Source organism: Pseudomonas entomophila (assembly GCF_018417595.1).
GTDB classification, from domain to species: Bacteria; Pseudomonadota; Gammaproteobacteria; order Pseudomonadales; family Pseudomonadaceae; genus Aquipseudomonas; species Aquipseudomonas entomophila_C.
Window position 1 is genome coordinate 1,848,797 of sequence record NZ_CP070982.1, and the last position, 21,004, is coordinate 1,869,800.

The 21,004-nt window shown below is 66.2% G+C and carries 16 protein-coding genes; 8 read left to right on the forward strand and 8 right to left on the reverse strand.

The window, feature by feature from the left end; all coding sequences use genetic code 11:
* The first annotated feature begins 4 nt into the window (after positions 1–4).
* The 8 genes from JYG34_RS08225 to JYG34_RS08260 all read left to right on the forward strand — a co-directional run bounded on the left by JYG34_RS08225 (position 5) and on the right by JYG34_RS08260 (position 9,344).
* Positions 5–265, forward strand: a complete 261-nt coding sequence (locus JYG34_RS08225; RefSeq protein ID WP_011532970.1) for a YeaC family protein — start codon at positions 5–7, stop codon at positions 263–265.
* The gene (locus JYG34_RS08230; RefSeq protein WP_213660237.1) at positions 262–1,092 is read left to right on the forward strand and encodes a DUF2797 domain-containing protein; all 831 of its coding nucleotides are present in this window, start codon (positions 262–264) and stop codon (positions 1,090–1,092) included. Before JYG34_RS08225 ends, JYG34_RS08230 begins: the two co-directional genes overlap by 4 nt.
* Before the next feature lie 12 nt (positions 1,093–1,104).
* Positions 1,105–3,762 carry an aminopeptidase N gene (pepN, locus tag JYG34_RS08235; protein ID WP_213660238.1) on the forward strand — a complete coding sequence of 886 codons (2,658 nt, stop codon included), beginning with the start codon at positions 1,105–1,107 and terminating at the stop codon, positions 3,760–3,762.
* A gap of 275 nt (positions 3,763–4,037) precedes the next feature.
* On the forward strand, positions 4,038–5,054 hold the full coding sequence (locus JYG34_RS08240; protein WP_213660239.1) for a WD40/YVTN/BNR-like repeat-containing protein: 1,017 nt from the start codon (positions 4,038–4,040) through the stop codon (positions 5,052–5,054).
* A complete protein-coding gene (locus tag JYG34_RS08245; protein WP_213660240.1) occupies positions 5,051–7,453 on the forward strand; it encodes an efflux RND transporter permease subunit in 2,403 nt (800 codons plus the stop codon). The genes JYG34_RS08240 and JYG34_RS08245 overlap by 4 nt, the downstream gene beginning before the upstream one ends.
* Before the next feature lie 100 nt (positions 7,454–7,553).
* Complete coding sequence (locus tag JYG34_RS08250; protein WP_213660241.1) at positions 7,554–7,844, forward strand: DUF5629 family protein; 291 nt, start codon at positions 7,554–7,556, stop codon at positions 7,842–7,844.
* Positions 7,810–8,937 carry a lactonase family protein gene (locus tag JYG34_RS08255; RefSeq protein ID WP_213660242.1) on the forward strand — a complete coding sequence of 376 codons (1,128 nt, stop codon included), beginning with the start codon at positions 7,810–7,812 and terminating at the stop codon, positions 8,935–8,937. Before JYG34_RS08250 ends, JYG34_RS08255 begins: the two co-directional genes overlap by 35 nt.
* Before the next feature lie 230 nt (positions 8,938–9,167).
* Positions 9,168–9,344 (forward strand): hypothetical protein, encoded by a 177-nt coding sequence (locus JYG34_RS08260; RefSeq protein ID WP_213660243.1) that lies wholly within the window; start codon positions 9,168–9,170, stop codon positions 9,342–9,344.
* A gap of 157 nt (positions 9,345–9,501) precedes the next feature.
* Here the strand turns inward: JYG34_RS08260 and JYG34_RS08265 are convergent, their stop codons facing one another.
* From JYG34_RS08265 to JYG34_RS08300, 8 genes are all read right to left on the reverse strand, one after another.
* Positions 9,502–10,095, reverse strand: coding sequence for a glutathione S-transferase (locus tag JYG34_RS08265; RefSeq protein WP_213660244.1), 594 nt, complete (start codon positions 10,093–10,095; stop codon positions 9,502–9,504).
* Positions 10,092–13,736 carry an AAA family ATPase gene (locus JYG34_RS08270; RefSeq protein ID WP_213660245.1) on the reverse strand — a complete coding sequence of 1,215 codons (3,645 nt, stop codon included), beginning with the start codon at positions 13,734–13,736 and terminating at the stop codon, positions 10,092–10,094. The genes JYG34_RS08265 and JYG34_RS08270 overlap by 4 nt, the downstream gene beginning before the upstream one ends.
* Positions 13,733–14,971, reverse strand: coding sequence for an exonuclease SbcCD subunit D C-terminal domain-containing protein (locus tag JYG34_RS08275; RefSeq protein ID WP_213660246.1), 1,239 nt, complete (start codon positions 14,969–14,971; stop codon positions 13,733–13,735). Before JYG34_RS08275 ends, JYG34_RS08270 begins: the two co-directional genes overlap by 4 nt.
* Positions 14,972–15,160: 189 nt before the next feature.
* Positions 15,161–16,786: a BatD family protein gene (locus JYG34_RS08280; protein ID WP_213660247.1), complete on the reverse strand. Its 1,626-nt coding sequence runs from the start codon at positions 16,784–16,786 to the stop codon at positions 15,161–15,163.
* Positions 16,783–18,495, reverse strand: coding sequence for a tetratricopeptide repeat protein (locus JYG34_RS08285; protein ID WP_213660248.1), 1,713 nt, complete (start codon positions 18,493–18,495; stop codon positions 16,783–16,785). Before JYG34_RS08285 ends, JYG34_RS08280 begins: the two co-directional genes overlap by 4 nt.
* Positions 18,492–19,568, reverse strand: a complete 1,077-nt coding sequence (locus tag JYG34_RS08290) for a vWA domain-containing protein (protein ID WP_213660249.1) — start codon at positions 19,566–19,568, stop codon at positions 18,492–18,494. The genes JYG34_RS08285 and JYG34_RS08290 overlap by 4 nt, the downstream gene beginning before the upstream one ends.
* Positions 19,561–20,058: a DUF4381 domain-containing protein gene (locus JYG34_RS08295; RefSeq protein ID WP_213660250.1), complete on the reverse strand. Its 498-nt coding sequence runs from the start codon at positions 20,056–20,058 to the stop codon at positions 19,561–19,563. Before JYG34_RS08295 ends, JYG34_RS08290 begins: the two co-directional genes overlap by 8 nt.
* Complete coding sequence (locus JYG34_RS08300; RefSeq protein WP_213660251.1) at positions 20,055–20,999, reverse strand: DUF58 domain-containing protein; 945 nt, start codon at positions 20,997–20,999, stop codon at positions 20,055–20,057. The genes JYG34_RS08295 and JYG34_RS08300 overlap by 4 nt, the downstream gene beginning before the upstream one ends.
* Between the last annotated feature and the right edge of the window lie 5 nt (positions 21,000–21,004).

Genomic DNA, 21,004 nt, shown 5'->3' on the forward strand with positions numbered 1-21,004 from the left:
CCCCATGTCCACATTCGCGCAAATGATCGAAAACATCACCCCCGAGATCTACGAGAGCCTGAAGACGGCCGTGGAGATCGGCAAATGGTCCGACGGCCGCAAACTGACGGCTGAACAGAAAGAACTGTCGCTGCAGGCAGTGATCGCCTGGGAGATGAAGAACCTCCCCGAAGAGCAGCGCACCGGCTACATGGGCCCGCAGGAATGCGCCTCGAAGTCCGCGCCGATCGCCAACATCCTGTTCAAGTCGGACTCGGTACATTGATCGAACTCGCTCGTGGCTCTCTGAGCAAGATGGCGGTGCGCCTGGACGCACCGGTCGTTCAATACAGTTTCCGCCTGGATGACACCGAGGTTCCGGTCAACCCGCTGATCGGCCAGTCGATCCGCCTGGAATACCTCGGCGCCATTCACTGCACCCATTGCGGAAAACGCACCAAGACCAGCTTCAGCCAGGGTTACTGCTACCCGTGCATGACCAAGCTGGCCCAGTGCGACGTGTGCATCATGGCCCCGGAAAAATGCCACTACGACGCAGGCACCTGCCGTGAACCATCGTGGGGCGAGCAGTTCTGCATGACCGACCATGTGGTGTACCTGGCCAACTCGTCGGGCATCAAGGTCGGCATCACCCGCGCCACCCAGCTGCCCACTCGCTGGCTCGACCAAGGCGCCAGCCAGGCGCTGCCGATCATGCGCGTGGCCACCCGCCAGCAATCCGGGCTGGTCGAGGACGTGCTGCGCAGCCAGGTGCCGGACCGCACCAACTGGCGCGCGCTGCTCAAGGGCGACGCCGAGGTGCTCGACCTGCCGGCCATCCGCGAACAGATCTTCGACGCCTGCGCCGACGGGATCCGTGGCTTGCAGGAGCGCTTCGGGTTGCAGGCCATCCAGCCGCTGCCCGGCGCCGAGGTGGTGCAGATGCGCTACCCGGTCGAGGCCTACCCGAAAAAGATCGTCAGCTTCAACCTCGACAAGGACCCGGTCGTGGAAGGCACGCTGCTGGGCATCAAGGGCCAGTACCTGATCTTCGATACCGGCGTGATCAACATTCGCAAGTACACGGCCTACCAACTGGCCGTGCTCCAGTAAAGGATCGTCACCATGCGCACTGAACAACCGCAAGTGATCTACCTCAAGGACTATCAGGCCCCCGAGTACCTGATCGACGAGACCCACCTGACCTTCGAACTGTTCGAGGACCACACGCTGGTGCACGCGCAGCTGGTCATGCGCCGCAACCCCGAGCGCGGCGCCGGCCTGCCGCCGCTGGTGCTCGATGGCCAGCAACTGGAACTGCTGCGGGCGTCGCTGGATGATGTCGAGCTGAACACCGGCGACTACCAGCTCGATGCCGACAGCCTGACCGTGCAGCCGAAAACCGAGCAATTCACCCTCGATACCAGCGTGAAGATCCACCCGGAAAGCAACACCGCGCTGGAAGGCCTGTACAAGTCCGGCAAGATGTTCTGCACCCAGTGCGAGGCCGAGGGCTTCCGCAAGATCACCTACTACCTCGACCGTCCGGACGTGATGAGCGCCTTCACCACCACGGTGATCGCCGAGCAGCATCGCTACCCGGTGCTGTTGTCCAACGGCAACCCGGTCGGTGACGGCCCGGCTGAAGACGGCCGCCACTGGGCGACCTGGGAAGACCCGTTCAAGAAGCCGGCCTACCTGTTCGCCCTGGTGGCGGGTGACCTATGGTGCGTCGAGGACACGTTTACCCGTCAGTCTGGCCGTGATGTGGCGCTGCGCATCTATGTCGAGCCGGAAAACCTCGACAAGTGCGACCACGCCATGGTCAGCCTGAAGAAGTCCATGCGCTGGGACGAGGAAGTCTATGGTCGCGAGTACGACCTGGACATCTTCATGATCGTCGCGGTCAACGACTTCAACATGGGCGCCATGGAAAACAAGGGCCTGAACATCTTCAACTCCAGTTGCGTGCTGGCCCGCGCCGAGACCGCCACCGACGCCGCCCACCAGCGGGTCGAGGGCGTGGTCGCCCACGAGTACTTCCACAACTGGTCGGGCAACCGCGTGACCTGCCGCGACTGGTTCCAGCTGTCGCTCAAGGAAGGCTTCACGGTGTACCGCGACGCCGAGTTCAGCGCCGACATGAACTCGCGCACGGTCAAGCGCATCGAGGACGTTGCCTACCTGCGCACCCACCAGTTCGCCGAGGATGCCGGCCCCATGGCCCACCCGGTGCGCCCGGACAGCTTCATCGAGATCTCCAACTTCTACACCCTGACCGTGTACGAGAAGGGCGCGGAAGTGGTGGGCATGGTCCACACCCTGCTGGGCGCCGAAGGCTTCCGCAAGGGCAGCGACCTGTACTTCGAGCGTCACGATGGCCAGGCGGTGACCACCGACGACTTCATCAAGGCCATGGAAGACGCCAATGGCGTCGACCTCACCCAGTTCAAGCGCTGGTACAGCCAGGCTGGCACGCCACGCCTGGAAGTCAGCGAACAGTTTGACGCCGCCGCGCAGACCTACAGCCTGACCTTCCGCCAGAGCTGCCCAGCGACCCCGGACAAGGTCGAGAAGTTGCCGTTCGTGATCCCGGTGGCCCTGGGCCTGCTGGACGCTCAAGGCAACGACCTGCCCCTGCGCCTGGTCGGTGAAGCGCAGGCCGTCGGCACCTCGCGCGTGCTGTCGGTGACCGAGGCCGAGCAGACCTTCACCTTCGAAGGCATCACTGCCAAGCCGCTGCCATCGCTGCTGCGTGGCTTCAGTGCGCCGGTCAAGCTGAGCTTCCCGTACGACCGCGACCAGTTGATGTTCCTGATGCAGCACGACAGCGACGGCTTCAACCGCTGGGAAGCGGGGCAGCAGCTGTCGGTGCAGGTACTGCAGGAACTGATCGGCCAGCACCAGCGTGGTGAAGCGCTCAAGCTCGACCAGCGCCTGATCACTGCCCTGGGCACCGTGCTGGGCAACGAAGCGCTGGATTCAGCCATGGTCGCCGAGATGCTCTCGCTGCCGGGCGAGGCGTATCTGACCGAGATCAGCCAGGTGGCCGATGTCGATGCGATCCACGCCGCCCGCGAATTCGCCCGCCAGCAGATCGCCGAGCAGCTGTTCGATGCCCTGTGGCTGCGCTACCAGGCCAACCGCGAGGTCTCGCGCAAGACCCCGTATGTGGCTTCGGCCGAGCACTTCGCCCGCCGCAGCCTGCAGAACATCGCCCTGTCGTACCTGATGCTGGGTGGCAAGCCGCAGGTGCTGGAAGCGACCCTGGAGCAGTTCGAGCAGTGCGACAACATGACCGAGCGCCTGACCGCGCTGGCGGTGCTGGTCAATTCGCCGTTCGAAGCCGAGCGGGGCAAGGCGTTGGAAGCGTTCGCCGAGCACTTCAAGGATAACCCGCTGGTCATGGACCAATGGTTCAGCGTGCAGGCGGCCAGCACGCTGCCGGGCGGGCTGGCGCGGGTCAAGGCGCTGATGCAGCACCCGGCCTTCACCTTGAAGAACCCGAACAAGGTGCGGGCGCTGGTCGGCGCCTTCGCCGGGCAGAACCTGGTCAACTTCCACGCCGCCGATGGTTCGGGGTACCGCTTCCTGGCGGACCTGGTGATCGAGCTCAATGCGCTGAACCCGCAGATCGCCTCGCGTCAACTGGCGCCGCTGACCCGCTGGCGCAAGTACGACGACAAGCGCCAGGCATTGATGAAGGGCGAGCTGGAGCGGATTCTCGCGTCCGGGGCGCTGTCCAGCGATGTGTATGAGGTGGTGAGCAAGAGCCTGGCGTAAGCTTGGAAAGATTGGGGCTGCTGCGCAGCCCTTTCGCGGGTAAACCCGCTCCTACAGGCATCGTACAAACCCCTGTGGGAGCGGGCTTGCCCGCGAAAGGGCGGCGCAGCGGCCTCAATCGTTTTTGTGGTTAACAAAACATAACGTCCCGCTCGTTGTGTTCTGTCGGACAATCCCGATAGCATGGCCCGAAGCTATTCCAGGGCTCTGGAACAGGGTTTTCGCAGTACCTGGCAATAGATTGACCCACCACAAGAACACAACAGGGGGCAGTCATGAGAGAGCGGACAACGGTTCGCCACACGCTGGCAGCCAGCGCGATGCTGGCATTGGCGCTGGGGATCGGGGCAGGCAACGCCCTGGCGGCGGTGGCCGCCGAGCAATACTCGACCGAATCGCCCAAGGCCAGCCAGAGCCTGCTGATCGGCGCCACCCATGCAGGCAAGCGTCTGGTGGTGGTCGGTGACCGCGGCCATATCCTGTTCTCCGACGACCAGGGCAAGACCTGGACGCAAGCCCGGGTGCCCACCCGGCAACTGCTTACCGCGGTGTTCTTCCTCGACGACAAGCGCGGCTGGGCCGTCGGCCATGATGCGCAAATTCTTGCCAGCAGCGATGGCGGCGCGACCTGGAGCAAACAGTTCGAAGACCTCTCCCGCGAAGCCCCCTTGCTCGACGTGCGCTTCCTCGACCCGCAGCACGGCTTCGCCGTCGGCGCCTATGGCGCCCTGCTCGAAACCCTCGACGGTGGCCAGCACTGGCAGGACGTCGCCGAACGCCTGGACAACCCCGACCAACTGCACCTCAACGCCATCACCACAGTGAAGGACGCCGGCCTGTTCATCGTGGGTGAGCAGGGCAGCATGTTCCGCTCCAGCGACAACGGTCAGGTCTGGTCGAGGGTCGAAGGCCCCTACCAGGGCTCGCTGTTTGGTGTGATCGGCACCGCACAACCCAACACGCTCCTGGCCTACGGCCTGCGTGGCAACCTGTTCCGTTCGACCGATTTCGGCGACACCTGGCAACCGATCGAACTGCAGGCCGAACGCGGCCCGCTCGAATTCGGCCTGGCAAGCGCTACGCTTCTCGATGACGGCAGCCTGGTGCTGGTCGGCAATGGCGGCAGCGTGCTGCGCAGCCATGACGGCGGGCAAACGTTCAGTGTACGCAACCGCGCCGACCGCATCGCCCTGGCCGGGGTCAGCGGCCTGGCCGGCGGTGGCCTGCTGCTGGTCGGGCAGGGCGGCGTGCACCTGGCTTCGGCCGATGGCACCGGGGAGGTGCGTCCATGACTAGCCGGGAGAGCTTCGACATGCATCAGCAGCACCACAAGGACAAGGCCACGCTGCTCGAGCGGCTGATCTTCAACAACCGCCCCGTGGTCATCGCCCTCTGTGTACTGGTGAGCATCTTCCTGTTCTGGCAGGCCACGCAGATCCGCCCTTCCACCAGCTTCGAGAAGATGATTCCGCTGCAGCACCCGTTCATCGAACAGATGCTCGAGCACCGCAACGACCTGGCCAACCTCGGCAATACCGTGCGGGTGTCGGTGGAGGCGGTCAACGGCGACATCTTCGACAAGAACTACATGGAGACGCTGCGCCAGATCCACGACGAGGTGTTCTACATTCCCGGCGTCGACCGTGCCGCCCTCAAATCGTTGTGGAGCCCCAGCGTGCGCTGGAGCGAGGTCACCGAAGAGGGCTTCTCCGGCGGCGAGGTCATCCCCAACACCTACAACGGCTCGCAGGACAGCCTCGACACACTGCGCGACAACGTGCTCAAGTCGGGCCAGGTCGGGCGCCTGGTGGCCAACAACTTCAAGTCGAGCATCGTCGACATCCCGCTGCTGGAAAGCTTCCCCGACCCGCAAGACCCGGGCAGGCAGGTCAAGCTCGATTACCAGCAGTTCTCCCATCAGCTGGAAGAGAAGATCCGCGACAAGTTCCAGGCGCAGAACCCGAACGTGAAGATCCACATCGTCGGCTTCGCGAAAAAGGTCGGCGACCTGATCGACGGCCTGGTGATGGTGGCGATGTTCTTCGGCGTCGCCCTGGTGATCACCTGGGCGCTGCTGTACTGGTTCACCTGGTGCATCCGCAGCACCATCGCCGTGCTCATCACCACCCTGGTGGCGGTGGTCTGGCAGCTGGGGCTGATGCATGCGGTGGGCTTCGGGCTCGACCCGTACTCGATGCTGGTGCCGTTCCTGATCTTTGCCATCGGCATCTCCCACGGGGTGCAGAAGATCAACGGCATCGCCTTGCAATCGAGTGACGCCGACAACGCCCTGACCGCCGCGCGGCGCACCTTCCGCCAGCTGTTCCTGCCGGGGATGATCGCCATCCTCGCCGACGCCGTCGGCTTCATCACCCTGCTGATCATCGACATCGGGGTGATCCGCGAGCTGGCCATCGGCGCCTCGATCGGCGTGGCGGTGATCGTCTTCACCAACCTCATTCTGCTGCCGGTGGCGATCAGCTATGTCGGCATCAGCCAGAAGGCCATCGCCCGCAGCAAGAAGGACGCCACCCGTGAGCATCCGTTCTGGCGCCTGCTGGCCAATTTTGCCAGCCCCAAGGTGGCGCCGGTATCGGTGCTGCTGGCCCTGCTGGCCTTCGCCGGTGGTCTCTGGTACAGCCAGAACCTGAAGATCGGCGACCTCGACCAGGGCGCGCCGGAGCTGCGCCCGGACTCGCGCTACAACCAGGACAACAGCTTCATCATCAACAACTATTCCACCAGTTCCGACGTGCTGGTGATCATGGTCAAGACCCCGGCCGAGCAGTGCTCGATCCACTCGACCCTGGCACCGATCGACGAGTTGATGTGGACCATGGACAACACCCCCGGGGTGCAGTCGACCATCTCCCTGGTGACCGTGTCGAAGCAGGTCATCAAGGGCATGAACGAGGGCAGCCTGAAATGGGAGACGCTGTCGCGCAACCCGGACATCCTCAACAACTCCATCGCCCGTGCCGACGGCCTGTACAACGCCGACTGCTCGCTGGCGCCGGTGCTGGTGTTCCTCAACGACCACAAGGCCGAAACGCTGGAGCGGGTCACCGCGGCCGCCAAGACCTTTGCCGACAGCCACAACAAGGAAGGGTTGCAGTTCCTCCTGGCGGCGGGTAACGCCGGCATCGAGGCCGCCACCAACGAGGTGATCAAGTCGGCCGAGCTGACCATCCTCATCCTCGTCTACCTCTGCGTGGCGGTGATGTGCATGATCACCTTCCGCTCCTTCGCCGCGACCTTGTGCATCGTCCTGCCGCTGGTGCTGACCTCGGTGCTGGGCAACGCGCTGATGGCGTTCATGGGCATCGGCGTCAAGGTCGCCACCTTGCCGGTGGTGGCGCTGGGCGTGGGCATCGGCGTGGACTACGGCATCTACATCTACAGCCGCCTGGAGAGCTTCCTGCGCGCCGGCCTGCCGTTGCAGGAGGCCTACTACGAGACCCTGCGCTCCACCGGCAAGGCGGTACTGTTCACCGGCCTGTGCCTGGCCATCGGCGTGTGCACCTGGATCTTCTCGGCCATCAAGTTCCAGGCCGACATGGGCCTGATGCTGACCTTCATGCTGCTGTGGAACATGTTCGGCGCCCTGTGGCTGCTGCCGGCGCTGGCGCGGTTCCTGATCAAGCCGGGCAAGCTGGCGGGCAAGGAGGGCGGTTCGATCTTCGCCCATTGATTGTAAGGGGCCGCTTTGCGGCCCTTCGCGGGCTTGCCCGCGAAGGGCTGCAAAGCAGGCCCATGGTTATAATGGCCACCTTTTCTCCAAAGGTATTCCCATGACCACCCTCGCCACTGCCCTCGAATCCTGCGACATGCTCCTGATCGACGGCCTGCACGCCTTCGACTTCACCTTCGACGAAACCGGCCTGACCATCGAATGCATGGACGGCCGCCAGTTGCGCCGCTGGGCCTTCACCCCCGACCAGGTCGGCGCCGCCACCGCTGCGGGCGACGACTGGACCCTGAGCAGTGTCGACGGCGAGCATCGTCTAGTCTGTATGAGTGCCTTCCGCGCCCCGGATGAAGAAGACGATGAACAGGAAATGGACACGCCTGCTGACCGCTAGCCTGATGACCCTGACGATCGACGCCCATGCAGCGACTTTGCTGGTGGGCAGCTATACCGATGGCGGCAGCCAGGGCATCTATCGCTACGATTTCGATGAGCGCGCTGGCCAGATCGCCGCTCAGCCGCAGCAAGTGGTCAAGAGTGTCAGCCCCTCATGGCTGGTGCTGTCCGCCGACCAGCGCCTGCTGTTCGCGGTCAACGAAACGCCGCAGGGCCATGTCAGCAGCTTCTCGTTGAGCAAGAAGGGCGAGATCAAGCCGCTGAACCAGGTGCCCAGCCAGGGCGATGAACCGACCCACGCCAGCCTCAGTCACGACCAGCGCTACCTGTTCGTCGCCAATTACGCCGTCGCCCCTGACCCGGGCGGCAGTCTGGTGGTGATCCCGGTGGCCAGGGACGGCAAGCTCAAGCCGGTGGTGCAGCAGGCGCGGCACACCCCGAGCAAGGTCAACCCCGAGCGTCAGGCCGGTGCCCATGTGCATTCGCTCGTGCAGTCACCCGATGGCCGCCATCTGTACGCCTGCGACCTGGGCGCGGACAAGGTATTCATCTACCGCTATGACGGCGCCAGCCCCGAGCATCCGCTGAGCCCGGCGATCCCGGACTCGGTCAGCCTGCCACCCGGCAGCGGGCCTCGGCACCTGCTGTTCGACGCCAAGGGACGGCATGCTTATCTGACCCTGGAAATGAGCGCCGAAGTGGTGGTGTTCGATGTACAGGACGGTGCCCTGGTCGAACGCCAGCGCCTGCCGCTGACCGACAGCAAGGATGTTGCGGCCAGGGCCGCTGGCGGCTTGCACCTGGCGGCCGATGGCCGTTTTCTCTATGTGAGCAATCGCGGTACTACCAACGAGATCGTGGTATTTGCCGTGGGCAAGGACGATGGCCGGCTCACTCTGTTGCAGCGCCGTTCGGTGGAGGGTGACCACCCTCGGGAGTTTGCAATTGATCCGGACGGCAACTACCTGCTGGTGGCGAACCAGAAGAGCAACCAGATCGTGGTCATGCGTCGCGATCCGCGTAACGGCAAGTTGGGGGATACGGTGCAGAAGCTACCCCAGCAGGCACCCTCGGACCTCAAGTTCCTGTAGGAGCGGCTTCAGCCGCGAAGCAACCGACGCGGTGTCAGGCACCGGCTTCGCCGCTGTTCGCGGCTAAAACCGCTCCTACAGAGGCCGCCAGCGCCGCACCTTCCAATTATCGATTGCCGTGATAATCGCTACTGCCGCAATGAATTTCTTTGGGCGAGCCCATCGGCGTAAGTTTTGACCCAAGGCCCCGACGGGCCACTGTCAAACCACCGATGTCGAGGTCCGCCCCCATGAACTTCAATCTCTTCCCGGTCATTGCCGCCTCCGCCATTTCCGCCTCCGTCGTGCTGCCAGCCCACGCCCAGGTGGCGTCGAGTGGCAAGGCGTCGAGCACCCACAGTTACACCCAGAAGTACCTGCAGCAGAGCACGCACTTCCACGCCGCCCTGAGCAAGCACTCCAATTGAATGTGTAAAGGCATTGGTAATAGCACAAAGCCATGTGATTTAATTTGACGCTGGATTTTTGACTGGCCAAAGGGGCAGATCATGATGTGGCGTATCACGGCGGTAGTGCTGTTGTTGATGTCCGCGCCAATCCTGGCGCTTTGAGCAACCGGCTGTTTCACTTGGCCATCACGGCCTTGAACAGGTCCGACGCCAACCAGCCCTGCAACCAGCTCCGCAGCCGCGGATAAGCCGCCTCGGCGAACCACTCGGGTTCGACCCCGGCAAACTGGCGCATCAAGGGCAACAGGGCGGCATCGGCCAGGCTCGGGTGGTCGGCGAGCAGGTACCGGCGGCCATCGAGCATCCCCTCGAGCTCCGCCAGCCACGGTTCGGCCTGCCGCCGGTAATGCTCTCGCGTGTGCTCGGGGTAACGCTCGGCATACTTGTACAGGTTCACCTGCGCCTTGAACGTGCTGTCGTTGCGGGCGATCAGCGTGTCGGCCAGCCGCGCCGCCGCCGAGTCGGCCTGCAGGCACCAATCCTCCGGATCATGCCGGCCGAGTGCCCAGCGCATGATGTCCAGGCTTTCCTCCAGCACGCCATCCCCGGTGTCGAGCACTGGCACCGTGCCCTTGGGCGACAGGGCCAACAACTCGGGCGGCTTCTCTTTCATCTTCACTTCCCGGACCTGCACGTCGCACCCGGCATAACGCAGGGCCAGGCGCGCGCGCATGGCCCAGGGGCAGCGGCGGAACGAGTAGAGGATCACCCGCATACCTCCACGTCGCTCAGGCCGTTGCCCTGGCGGCGCACCTGGATCTGCACCGGGATGCGCTCGTGCATTTCCTGCACGTGGGAGATCACCGCCACCTTGCGCCCTTGGGCCTGCAGGCCGTCGAGGGCGTCCATGGCCAGTTGCAGCGACTCGGGGTCGAGGCTGCCGAAGCCTTCGTCGATGAACAGCGACTCGATGCGCAGGGTGCTCGAGGCCATCGACGCCAGGCCCAAGGCCAGGGCCAGCGAGACCAGGAAGGTTTCGCCGCCGGACAGCGAGTGCACCGAGCGCAACTCGTCGCCCATCTCGGTGTCCAGCACCAACAGGCCCAGGGCACTGCCGCCGCGCTTGAGGCGATAACGTTTCGCCAACTGGCGCAGCTGGCTGTTGGCGTGGTGCAGCAGCAGGTCGAGGTTGTAACCCTGGGCGATCTTGCGGAACACATCGCCCGAGGCCGAGCCGATCAATGCGTTCAGGCGCGCCCAGCGTTGCCACTGGCGATAGGCCTGGTCAATCTGTTCGGCCAGGGCTTGATGCGCCTGTTGCCGGCGTTGGTCGTCGGCCTGCCGGGCGCGCAGCTCGGCGCAGTGGTGTTCCTGGGCCGCCAGCCGTTGCTGGAGCTCGGCGAGCGTCTGCTCCAGCGTTTCAACCGGTATGTCGGCCTGCGCCTGGGTGGCGTGCTGTTGCAAACGTTGTTCGCGTTCCTGCATCAGCACGCGGCTTTGCTCGATGGCTTTTTCCGCGGCGTGCAGGCGCTGGCGCAGCTCGCCCAACTGAGCGTCGTCGATGGCCAGCAGGCGATCGAGGCCGGCGTCGTCCAGTTCGGGGTGCTCGCCGCGCCATTGGCTGATCTCACCTTGAAGGTGCTGGTGCTCCTGCTCCAGTGCTTGCTGGCGCTGGTGGTTGGCCTTCAGTTCACCGGCCAGCTCCAAGGCCTGGGTGTGGAGTACCTGGAGGCGCTGCGCGGTGTCCGCTTCGACGGCGCGGGCCTGCTCCAGCTGCTTGTCCATGTGCTGTTGCCAGGCTTCGGCAGTGGGGTGCTCACCCAGCAGTTCGCCCAATGTGGTACGTGCCAGCTGGTGCTGTTCGTCCAGGGCGGTGAGCTTGTGTTGCAGCTGCTGCAGGTTGTGCTGGCGGTTCTGCTGTTGATCGCGCAGCTTGTCCAGCTGGCCCTGGCGGGCCTGCTGTTCTTCCTGTTCATCCTTGCGCTGGTCGAGCTGTTGCCGGCGCAGGGCGATCTGCTGGTCCAGGCCGAGGAAGGCATTGGCCGGGTCGTCGCGCAGGGCCTGGAGGATGTCCTGGGGCAGCACGCTGGCCAGGTCGTTCAGGCTTTGCTCGAGCTGCTGCTCGTCGGTGGCCAGGGCCTGGTGCTGCTGCTCGAGGTGGCGCTGGGCTTGCTGCTGGGCGTCGCTGGCGGCCTGCAACTGCTGGTTGAGGCGCGCCGCATCCTTCTGCAGGGCGAGCAGGATGCCCTGGCGTTTCTCGTCGCGGCTGATCTCTTCGTCCAGGCGGCGCAACTGGCCATCGAGCCAGGCACTGCGGGCCTGGTCGTCCTGAGGGGCGAGGGCGGGCCACAGCGTGTGGGCCTGGACCTGCTCGACCACAGGCTGCAACTGCTCGCCCAATTGCATCTGTTGTTGCTGATAGTCCTTGAGCTGGGCGTTGACCACGCCCAGCTGGGTGCGCAGTTCCACCAGCGTTGCGCCGAGTTGTTCCACACGCTTCTGCGCGGCGTCCTCTTCAGCCTGGTCATGGCGGCCAAGGCTGTGCAGCAGGGCCTCAGGCTGATGGAACGGGTGCTCGGCGCTGCCGCAGACCGGGCAAGGTTCGCCATCGCGCAACTGGGCGCGCAGTTCCTCGACGCTGGTGTTGCGTGCCAGGCGCTGGCGCTCCAGCAACTGGCGGGTGAGGGTCAGGGCCTGTTCGGCCGTTTCCAGTTCGGCCTTGGCGGCGGTGCCTTCGGTGATCAGCTGCTGGCGCTGCTGCATGGCCTGTTGCTGGCGTTCACGCAGCGTGGCGATGCCTTGGCGCAGTTCCCGCTCGCGACCGTGCAGGCGCGCGACTTCCTCGACGGTGCGTTGTTGCTTGCGGTTCTCCTGGAGCATGCTGCCAAGCAGGTCGATCTGCTCGGCCAGCGCCTGGGGCTCGGCCCCGGCCTCACGGAACAACAGTTCGAACGCGTCACGCTGGGTTTGCAACTGGGTGTTGGCCTGGCTGGCCAGCGCTTGCAGGCCGGGCAGTTCTTCACGGCCCTTGGCCAGGCGTCCGCCGATCAGCATCACCTGCTTCAACTGTGGCAGGTAGGCCTGCCAGGCATCTGCAAGGCTGGCCAGGTGTTCGCTTTCGGCCAGGGCGGTATCGATCTGAGCCAACTGCTGCTGGCTGCGTTGCTGATTTTCTTCAAGCTGTTGCAGCTGTTGCTGGCTTTCACCGACGGCCTGTTCGGTGTGCAGGCAGGCATCCCGTTGCTCGGCCAGTTCCTTGTCGAGACGCGCCAGGTCGCCCTGGGCGGCAAAGGCTTGGCGCAGGCGCGGGGCGTTTTCGCTGTGCTGGGCCTGGTGCAGGACCAGGTTTTGGCGGGCCGTTGCCAGTGCCTGCTCCAGCTCGCTGGTGCGGGCTTGCAGTTCGTTTTGCTGGTGCTGCTGCTGATCGATCTCCGTCAGCAGGGGCGTCAGTTGCGCGGCGAGGGTCTGCTGGCGGTGGAACTGGTGGCGCTGTGGGGCCAGGCGCTCCAGGCGTTGCAGGTCCAGGCGCTGCTCGGTCAGCTGCTGCCAGTCGTGTTCGGCGGCTTGCAGGGCTTCGCCGGCCTCGGTGTGCTGGGCCTGCAAGCGGCGCTGCTCGTCGAGCCAGGTGCGTTGCTGCTCCAGTTGACGCTGGCGCGCCTGGTCGGCCTTGAACTGTTGCTGGGCCTGCTCCAGTTGCTGGTCTAGCGCGGCGCGGACTTCGCCTTCCATCGGCAGCAGGTGTTCGGCCTGCTTCTTCAGGTCGTTATGCACTTCGCCGGTTTCCCGGGTCTTGCTGAACGCGCGCTGGCCGAGGCGGGTGTAGATCGCGGTGTTGGTGAGCTTTTCCAGCAGCTCGCTGCGTTCCTTGTCATCTGCTTTCAGGAACGCGCCGAACTCGCTCTGGGCCAGCATCACCGCGCGGGTGAACTGTTCGAAGTTCAGCCCCAGGCGTGCCTCGACCAATTGCTTGTATTCGTTCTTGCCGCTGCCCAGCAATTGTTCGCTGTCCAGGTCATGGAGGCTCTGGCGGCTGTTCTGCAGCTTGCCATTGGCTTTCTCGCGGGCGCGGTTGGCTTCCCAGCGTGCGCGGTAGCGGCAGCCATCGATACCAACGAAGTCCACCTCGGCGAAACCGCTCCCGGCGCCGCGACGCAACAGGTTGCGTGGATCGGAGGTAGGGATTTCGCCGTCGGCATCGGGCACCTTGGCTTCCCGGGCGATATCGTTGAGCCGTGGCACGGTACCGAACAACGCCAGGCACAAGGCGTCGAGCAAGGTGCTTTTGCCGGCGCCGGTAGGGCCGGTGATGGCGAACAGGCCGGCGCTGGCCAGGGGCTCGGCGGTGAAGTCGATCTCGACCGGGCCGGCCAGCGATGCCAGGTTCTTCAGGCGGATGGCGAGAATCTTCATGGCTGCTCCTCCTCGTGCAGGACGTCTTGCAGCAGTTCGGCGAAATCAGCCAGGGCCTGCTCGTCGGCGGCGCTGCCGTAAGTTTGCTCCCAGGCGCGACCGAACAGGTCCTGCGGGGTCATCTGGGCCAGTTCGACGAAGGCCTGCTCGTCATCTTCATCACGGCCATTGCCGGCGTATTCGGCGCTGATGCGCACCAGGCGCACGGCCTTGCCCTGCAGGGCGCTTTCGATCTGTTGGCGCAGGTCCGGTTGCGGCTCGTCCAGGCGTACTCGCACCTCCAGCCAAGGCTGGCGATTGGGGTCTTCGAGCAGGTCGATTACCGGCAGCTCGGCCAGCAGTTCAAGCAGTTCGCCCAGCGGCGCCGGGCCGACCCGGCGCAGCGCCACGGCGCGTGGCACTGGCCGCGCCTCGACGCTGACCAGTTCACTGCCGTCCAGCTCCACCTCGAGCACCTGGTGCGGATAGTTGATCTCGGCGAACGACAGCGGGATCGGCGCGCCGCTGTAGCGGATGCGCTCCTCACGATTGACCTTCTGCGGCTTGTGCAGGTGGCCGAGGGCGACATAGCTGATGGCCTTGTCGAACAGGCGCGCCGGCAGGGCCTCGGCGTTGCCGATGATCAGGCTGCGCTCGGAGTCCTCCGAGATGCTGCCGCCGGCCATGTGCGCATGGCTGATGGCGACCAGCGCCTGGTCTTTCTTGCGCTTGGCCTGCGCGGCGGCGATCAGTTGTTCGTGCACCTGGGTGATGCCTTGCAGGTAATCGTCGCCCAGCGCGGGGCCGGTGACTTCGGCGGGGCGCAGGAAGGGCAGGGCCAGGCACCAGGCGCCGACCTTGCCGCGGGCGTTGGTCAGCGGGATCAGCAGCCGCTCGGTGTCCAGCTGGCCGTCGTCGAGCCAGTGCACCCGGCCCAGGGCGTGGGTGCGCAGGCGCCGCATCAGCGGCGCGGGCAGTTCAATGCGCGAGCCGGAGTCGTGGTTGCCGGCGATCATCACGATATCCAGCTTGGGCTGTTGCTCGTGGGCCTGGACGATGAAGTCGTACAGCCGCTCCTGGGCTTTGACCGGCGGGTTGACGGTGTCGAAGATGTCACCGGCGATCAGCAGCGCGTCGGGCTGGCGCAGGCGCAGCTGGCCGAGTAGCCAGTCGAGGAAGCAGGCATGTTCGAAGTCGCGTTCCTGGCCGTGCAGGCTCTGGCCCAGGTGCCAGTCGGAGGTGTGAAACAGACGCATGGATGACCTGTTGGGTGAGCGGCGGAGGCTTTGAAATGAGGCGGTATGGTAACTCATCGGCGGGTGAGGTCGCTGCCGTGATGTGCCTGCCGAGAACCTTGCAGCACCCTTGAGATTGAGCGCCGCTCGCGGATGAATCCGCTCCTACGGCCCAGCACCTGGCCGCCATTACCAGGTCGCCAGCCGGGCCTACTTTGGATACAACGGCGGCAAGCTGCCTGACTCCCCCGAAGGCACCAGCACCTGCTCGGCGGGCGGAATGGTCCCGATCGCCCGCCACAGTTCATCCCCGTGCCAATACTGGCCACTCTCGCTGTACAACGCTCCGTTCAAGCCATCCAGCGCATCCGACAACGGCACGAACCGCGCCGCCATCTCGGCCAGGGTTTGCGGCTGCTGGCGCGCCCAGGCATCCAGGGCCTGGCGCGTGGCTTGCGGGTCGTTGGCCTGGCAGGCGCGCTTGAGGTCGTCGAGCAGGGTGCGTGGGCTGGGGCCGGTTTGCGCCGCGCGTAGCACCGCCGGTTGCGAGCGGGCGCGCCACCACAGGGCAAAGCCGAGCAGGGTGGTCAGGGCCAGGACCAGCGTGGCCAGCTGCCACGGCCACAGCAGGGCCGTGCGACCACTGCTGTCGCCGACCGGCGTGTCGGCGCTCAGTGCCGGGTTGTCCTGCACCTCCAGGGTGCGCGCCGGCAGGCTGCTGTGCTCCAGGTGGTCTTCGCGGGTGTTCCACCAGGTCACTTCCAGTGCCGGCAGGGCCAGTTGGCCGCTATGGGTTGGCACCAGTGCCTCACGCTCTTCGCGATTGGCGACCATGCCGCGTTCGTCGATTTCGTTGCGCAGCAGCGGTTGGTCCGGGTAACGGCGCAGGCCCGTGGTCTCGGTGGCGGGCAGCGGTGGCAGTTGGGTGCTCGACAGCCCCTCGGCGCGCAGGGTGATGCTGCGGGTCAGCGAATCGCCGATCTGCGTGGGCTGGCTGGCCGGGTCCGGGTTCCAATGCTCTTCCAGGGTCAGGCTGCGTGCCGGCAGCCACGGGCGGTCGCTCGGGTAGCTGGTGGGGATCGGCTTGACCGTCAGGCGTAGCGGCAGCGAGTTGACCTGGACCTGGCGCCCCACCCGCGGCGTCCCGGCCGGCTGCTCGCCGTTGTCGGCCGCGGTGGCGGTGAAACTCAGTGGCGGGATCTCGACGCTGCCGCTTTGCTGCGGGTAGATCGCGTAGCGGGTCTCGATCACGCCGTGACGCACGCCGTTGATCTCTTTCTCGTAGGTGCGCGACTCACCCAGTGGGTCGACCTTGGCGGTGGCCAACTGCAACGGGCTGAGGCTGCTGTCGTCGTACAGCGCCACTGAATGGTAGATGCGCAGGGTGAGCACGGCCTGGGCCTGGACGTAGACGGTGTTGCTGTCCAGGGTCGCTTCGACGAATACCTGCGAGGCCACGTCCGGGCGCTGGCTGTCGGCCTGCTGCACCTGCAGGTCTATGGGCTGGCTGTATGACTGACCCAGCTGCAGTTCAGGGATACGCAGGCTGCCGCTGCGCCGGGGCAGCAGGGTGACGATCCAGCGCGTGCTGGCGCGGGTCTCGCCGTCGAGGCTGTGCAGGCTGTTGAGCTGGCGGGTGCCACGCACCTCGAAGTCGGCGTCCAGAGCGTGCAGGTCGGGTTTGCCGAACTGGGTGACGTCCTGGCTTTCGAGGGTCAGCTCGAAGGTTTCGCCGGCTTCCAGGCGCGTGCGATCGACGCTGGCTTGCAACATGGGGGCCGCCTGGGCCAGGAGGCTCCAGAGCAAGCCTGAGAGAAAGACGCCGAAGCGACTCATCGCGTGGTTTCCTGATGCAATTGCTGTTCATACCAGAACTTGCGCCGCAGCAGCTCCGCCGGGTTGTCGGGGATCTCCCGCAGCCATTGTTCCAGGGCCTGGCGCTGTTCGGCGTCGAGGCTGCTGGATTGCGGCCGTTGGGGCGGCTGCGTGATGCTGTCGTCGTCGCCACCGGCCGTGGCGGGAGGCGCCTGGGTATTGCTGTTGTTCTCACCGGACTGCTGGGTCTGCTCGTCGCTGTCTGGCGTGCCCTGGGCCGGGCTGCTGGTGGAGCTGCTGTTGCCTTCGCTGTCGGCGTCCGGGGTGCCTTGTTCATCGGCGTTGGCCGGTTGTTCCTCGGCTTTGGCCTGCTGTTGCTGCAACAGTTGCTGTACCAGCGCCTGGTTGTCCAGGGCCGGCTTGAAGTCGGGCTGGCGTTCGAGCGCCTGTTCGTAGGCGTCCAGCGCCGCGTCCAGTTCACCGGCACGGGCCAGGGCATTGCCTCGATTGTAGTGGGCGGCGGCCGTATTGCCTTGGGCGAACGCGGCGGCGGCGCCCTCGAAGTCACCCGCCTGGTACAGGGCCATGCCGCGCCATTGCGAATCCTCGAAATGCCGGGCGGCCTCGGCCGGTTGCTGGCGCTGCAGCAGGCGCTGGCCCTGTTGGTCGGGGCGCAGCCACAGGTCGTTGAACTCGAACGCCTGGCTCGGTTGCGGCAAGGCCAGCAGCAGCGGCAGGCAGAACAGCCAGCCGCGGCGGCCGGCGCAGGCGGCGAGCAGCAACAGTGGCAGGAGTAGCCAGTAGCCCTGGTCGGCCCAGCTGTCCAGTTGCACGGTCTGGCCGTCGTTGCGCAGCAGCCGTGGGTTGTCGAACAGACCCAGGCCGCGCAGGTCGAGGTCGTCGATGCGCGCGTGGCGATAGCGCCCACCGGTGCCGTTGATGAAGCCCTTGAGCGAGGCGCTGTCCAGGCGCGGCAGGAGGATGCCGCCCTGGTCGTCCTTGAGGTATTCGCCGTTGGCCTGGCGTACCGGCGCACCTTCGGCGCTGCCCACGCCGAGCATCAGCAGGCTCGGGCCCTGGCGCCCGAGGACCTGCAGAATGCCTTCGCGCTCGGGGTTGCTCAGGGAGGAGCCGACCAGCAGCAGCCGGCCCTGGCCCAGGCCGCTCTGGGCCAGCAGCGCCAGGCCTTTCTGCACGGCCAGGTCGGCGCGCTGGCCGGGTTGCGGCATGATCGACGGGTCGATCGCCTCCAGCAGGTTGCGCGTGGTGCCCAGGTCGTCGGACAGCGGCACCAGGGTGTGGGCGGAACCGGCGTAGACGATCAGCGCGGTCTGGCTGTCCTGGCGGTGCTCGAGCAGGTCGAGGATCTTGCGCCGGGCCTGCTCCAGGCGGTTGGGCGCGCTGTCCTCGGCGAGCATCTGCGGGGTCAGTTCGAGCAGGATCACCAGCGGGTCGGCCGGGCGCTGGCGGGTTTCCTCCAGGCGCTGCCAGCTTGGTCCGAGCAGGGCCAGCACGATCAGCAGCCAGGCCAGGCCCAGGGCGATCCATGGCAGTTTGCTGGTGCTGCCGCTGCCACCTCCGAGCAACACGGCGTGGAACTGCGGCGGCAGGATCATCTGCCAGCGCCCGGCGCGCTTGCGCCGGTGCCACAGCTTGAACAGCAGCCAGCCGAGCAGCGGGATCACCAGCAGCCAGAGCGGGCGCAGCCATTGCGGCCAGAGGTCGATCATCGCCGCCTCCTCAGGCGCAGGCGCTTGAGGCGCTGGCGCCATTCCGGGTGGGGCTGCAGGAAGCTCGGTTTGCGCAGCTGGCGCAGCAGCAGATTGTCGGGCCATTGCACCGCCACCACCAGCAGCACGCTGAGCAGCAATGCCAGCCCCAGCGGCCAGGCATACAGCTCGGTGGCGGTGCGCGCCTGGGTGGGCTGCTGGGCCACCGGCTCGAGCTGGTCGAGGGTGTCGCCGATGGCGTTGAGCTCGGCGCCGTCATGGGCGCGGAAGTAGGTGCCGTGGGTGATGCCGGCGATCTCCTTGAGCGAGGCTTCGTCCAGGTCCAGGCTCGGGTTCAGGCCGAGCAGGCCGGGGGTGCCGCTGGCTTCCGGGTTGGCGCCGATGCCGATGGTGTAGATGCGCACGCCTTCCTGGGCGGCCAGGCGCGCGGCGGTCAGCGGGTGGATCTGCCCGCCGTTGTTGGCGCCGTCGGTGATCAGGATCAGCACCCGGCTCTGTGCCGGGCGCTGGCGCAGGCGCTTGACCGCCAGGCCGATGGCGTCGCCGATGGCGGTGTTCTTGCCGGCGATGCCGATCTGCGCCTCGTCGAGGAAGGTGCGCACGGTGCGCCGGTCGAAGGTCAGCGGTGCCTGCAGGTAGGCCTGGCTGCCGAACAGGATCAGGCCGACCCGGTCGCCCTGGCGGTCCTGCAGGAAGTCGCCCATCAGCGCCTTGACCAGGTCCAGGCGGCTGATTTCATCACCCTGCCACTGCATGTCGGGGAAGTCCATGGAGCCGGACACGTCCACCGCCACCAGCAGGTCGCGACCGCTGGCCGACACCGGCACCGGGTCGCCCAGCCATTGCGGGCGGGCGGCGGCCAGCAGCAGGAGCGACCAGATCAGCACGAATGGCGCCTGCTGGCGCCAGGTCGGCAGGTTCAGGCGCGCGCGGCGCCCGGCCAGGCCTTCGAGCTCATCGAGGAAACCCACCTTGAGCACCGGCTCGCCGCTGTCGGCGGCCGGCAGCAGCAGGCGCATCAGCCAGGGCAATGGCAGCAGCGCGAAGATCCACGGCCAGGCCAGTTCAAACATGCTTGCGGATCCAGGTTTCGACCGCCTGGGCAAGCCCGGCGATGGCCTTGTCGTCGAGCTTGCACTCGGGCTTGTAGGCGCCTTCGACCAGCACCATCCAGCGGGTCAGGCCGGCGGCCGGGCAACGGTTGTCGAGAAACGCCAGCCACTGGCGGCCGTTCAGCGTGTGGCTGTTGGCGCCGGGGTAGTGGGTGCGGCACAGGCGCTTGAGCAGGGCGTTGATCTGCTGCAGCCAGGCGCCGGCTGGGGCGCCGTCGTAGGGGCGCGGCAGGCGTGCCAGTTCGGCCAGGGCTTCGACGCGTAGCGGGTCCAGTGGTTGTTCGGCCCGTACCATCAACTTGCGCTTGCCCGGGCGCCAGCGGCGCAGGCGCCATGCTCCCCAGGCCAGCAATGGCAGCAGGGCAAGCAGCAGCCACCAGCCAGGCGCCGGGGGCCAGAAGCCGACGGCGGGCGGGGCGACCAGCGGTTGCAGCTGATCCAGCGGGTTCATTTGGTGTTCCCCGGGCGCTGGGCGTTCAGGTATTCGCGCAGTTGCTCGATCATCTCGCTCTGGGTGCTCAGCGGCATCAGCACCACGCGCAGTTTTTGCGCCAGCAGCTCCCAGCGCTCGATGCGCGCCTCTGCCTGCTGACGGTAGGCCTGGCGCAGGTTGGCGTCCAGGGTGTCGAGCTCCAGTTGCGCGCTGCGCTGGGCGAAACGCAGCAGGCCGGCGGCGGGCAGGGCATGGTCGAGCGGGTCGCTGACCGGCATCAGCAGCACATCGCAATGGCGCGACAGCATCGCCAGGTGCTGCTCGACGCTGGCGCTGAGGGCGCGCTCGTCGCAGATGACGATGGCCAGGCTGCCCGGGCGCAGCACCTCGCGTGCCCGGCGCAGGGCCAGGCCTAGGCTGTCGGGGTGCGGCAGCGCTTCGGTGTGCAGCGCCTGGTTGACCTTGGCCAGGCGGTTGAGCAGTTGCAGCAGGCTCTGCTTGCTGCGCCGCGGCTTGACCTCGTGGTGCTCGTTGTCGCCGAACACCAGGCCGCCGATACGGTCGTTGTGGCCCAGCGCGGCCCAACCGAACAGTGCCGCGGCCTGGGCCGCGAGCACCGACTTGAATTGCAGCCCCGAGCCGAAGAACAGCCGCTGGCTCTGCTCGACCATGATGAAGATCGGCCGTTCGCGCTCTTCGTGGAACAGCTTGGTGTGGGGCTCCTGGGTGCGTGCGGTGACGCGCCAGTCGATGTTGCGCACATCGTCGCCGGCCTGGTAGACCCGCACCTGGTCGAAGTCCACCCCGCGCCCGCGCAGCTTGGAGTGGTGCAGCCCCACCAGCGGGCTGCGCTGGCCGGGGCGGGAGAACAGCTGGATCTCGCGCACGCGGTGGCGCATGTCGATCAGCTCGGACAGGCCGATGCGGATGCCGTGCTCGGCCAGGTGGGTGGTGGGCATGTCGG

What these genes read in the sequence shown, in the direction of transcription:
- JYG34_RS08225 (WP_011532970.1), top strand. Translation starts at nt 5, where the DNA reads ATGTCCACATTCGCGCAAATGATCGAAAACATCACCCCCGAGATCTAC.
- pepN (WP_213660238.1), top strand. Translation starts at nt 1,105, where the DNA reads ATGCGCACTGAACAACCGCAAGTGATCTACCTCAAGGACTATCAGGCC.
- JYG34_RS08240 (WP_213660239.1), top strand. Translation starts at nt 4,038, where the DNA reads ATGAGAGAGCGGACAACGGTTCGCCACACGCTGGCAGCCAGCGCGATG.
- JYG34_RS08245 (WP_213660240.1), top strand. Translation starts at nt 5,051, where the DNA reads ATGACTAGCCGGGAGAGCTTCGACATGCATCAGCAGCACCACAAGGAC.
- JYG34_RS08250 (WP_213660241.1), top strand. Translation starts at nt 7,554, where the DNA reads ATGACCACCCTCGCCACTGCCCTCGAATCCTGCGACATGCTCCTGATC.
- JYG34_RS08255 (WP_213660242.1), top strand. Translation starts at nt 7,810, where the DNA reads ATGAACAGGAAATGGACACGCCTGCTGACCGCTAGCCTGATGACCCTG.
- JYG34_RS08260 (WP_213660243.1), top strand. Translation starts at nt 9,168, where the DNA reads ATGAACTTCAATCTCTTCCCGGTCATTGCCGCCTCCGCCATTTCCGCC.
- JYG34_RS08270 (WP_213660245.1), bottom strand. Translation starts at nt 13,736, where the DNA reads ATGAAGATTCTCGCCATCCGCCTGAAGAACCTGGCATCGCTGGCCGGC.
- JYG34_RS08275 (WP_213660246.1), bottom strand. Translation starts at nt 14,971, where the DNA reads ATGCGTCTGTTTCACACCTCCGACTGGCACCTGGGCCAGAGCCTGCAC.
- JYG34_RS08280 (WP_213660247.1), bottom strand. Translation starts at nt 16,786, where the DNA reads ATGAGTCGCTTCGGCGTCTTTCTCTCAGGCTTGCTCTGGAGCCTCCTG.
- JYG34_RS08285 (WP_213660248.1), bottom strand. Translation starts at nt 18,495, where the DNA reads ATGATCGACCTCTGGCCGCAATGGCTGCGCCCGCTCTGGCTGCTGGTG.
- JYG34_RS08290 (WP_213660249.1), bottom strand. Translation starts at nt 19,568, where the DNA reads ATGTTTGAACTGGCCTGGCCGTGGATCTTCGCGCTGCTGCCATTGCCC.
- JYG34_RS08295 (WP_213660250.1), bottom strand. Translation starts at nt 20,058, where the DNA reads ATGAACCCGCTGGATCAGCTGCAACCGCTGGTCGCCCCGCCCGCCGTC.
- JYG34_RS08300 (WP_213660251.1), bottom strand. Translation starts at nt 20,999, where the DNA reads ATGCCCACCACCCACCTGGCCGAGCACGGCATCCGCATCGGCCTGTCC.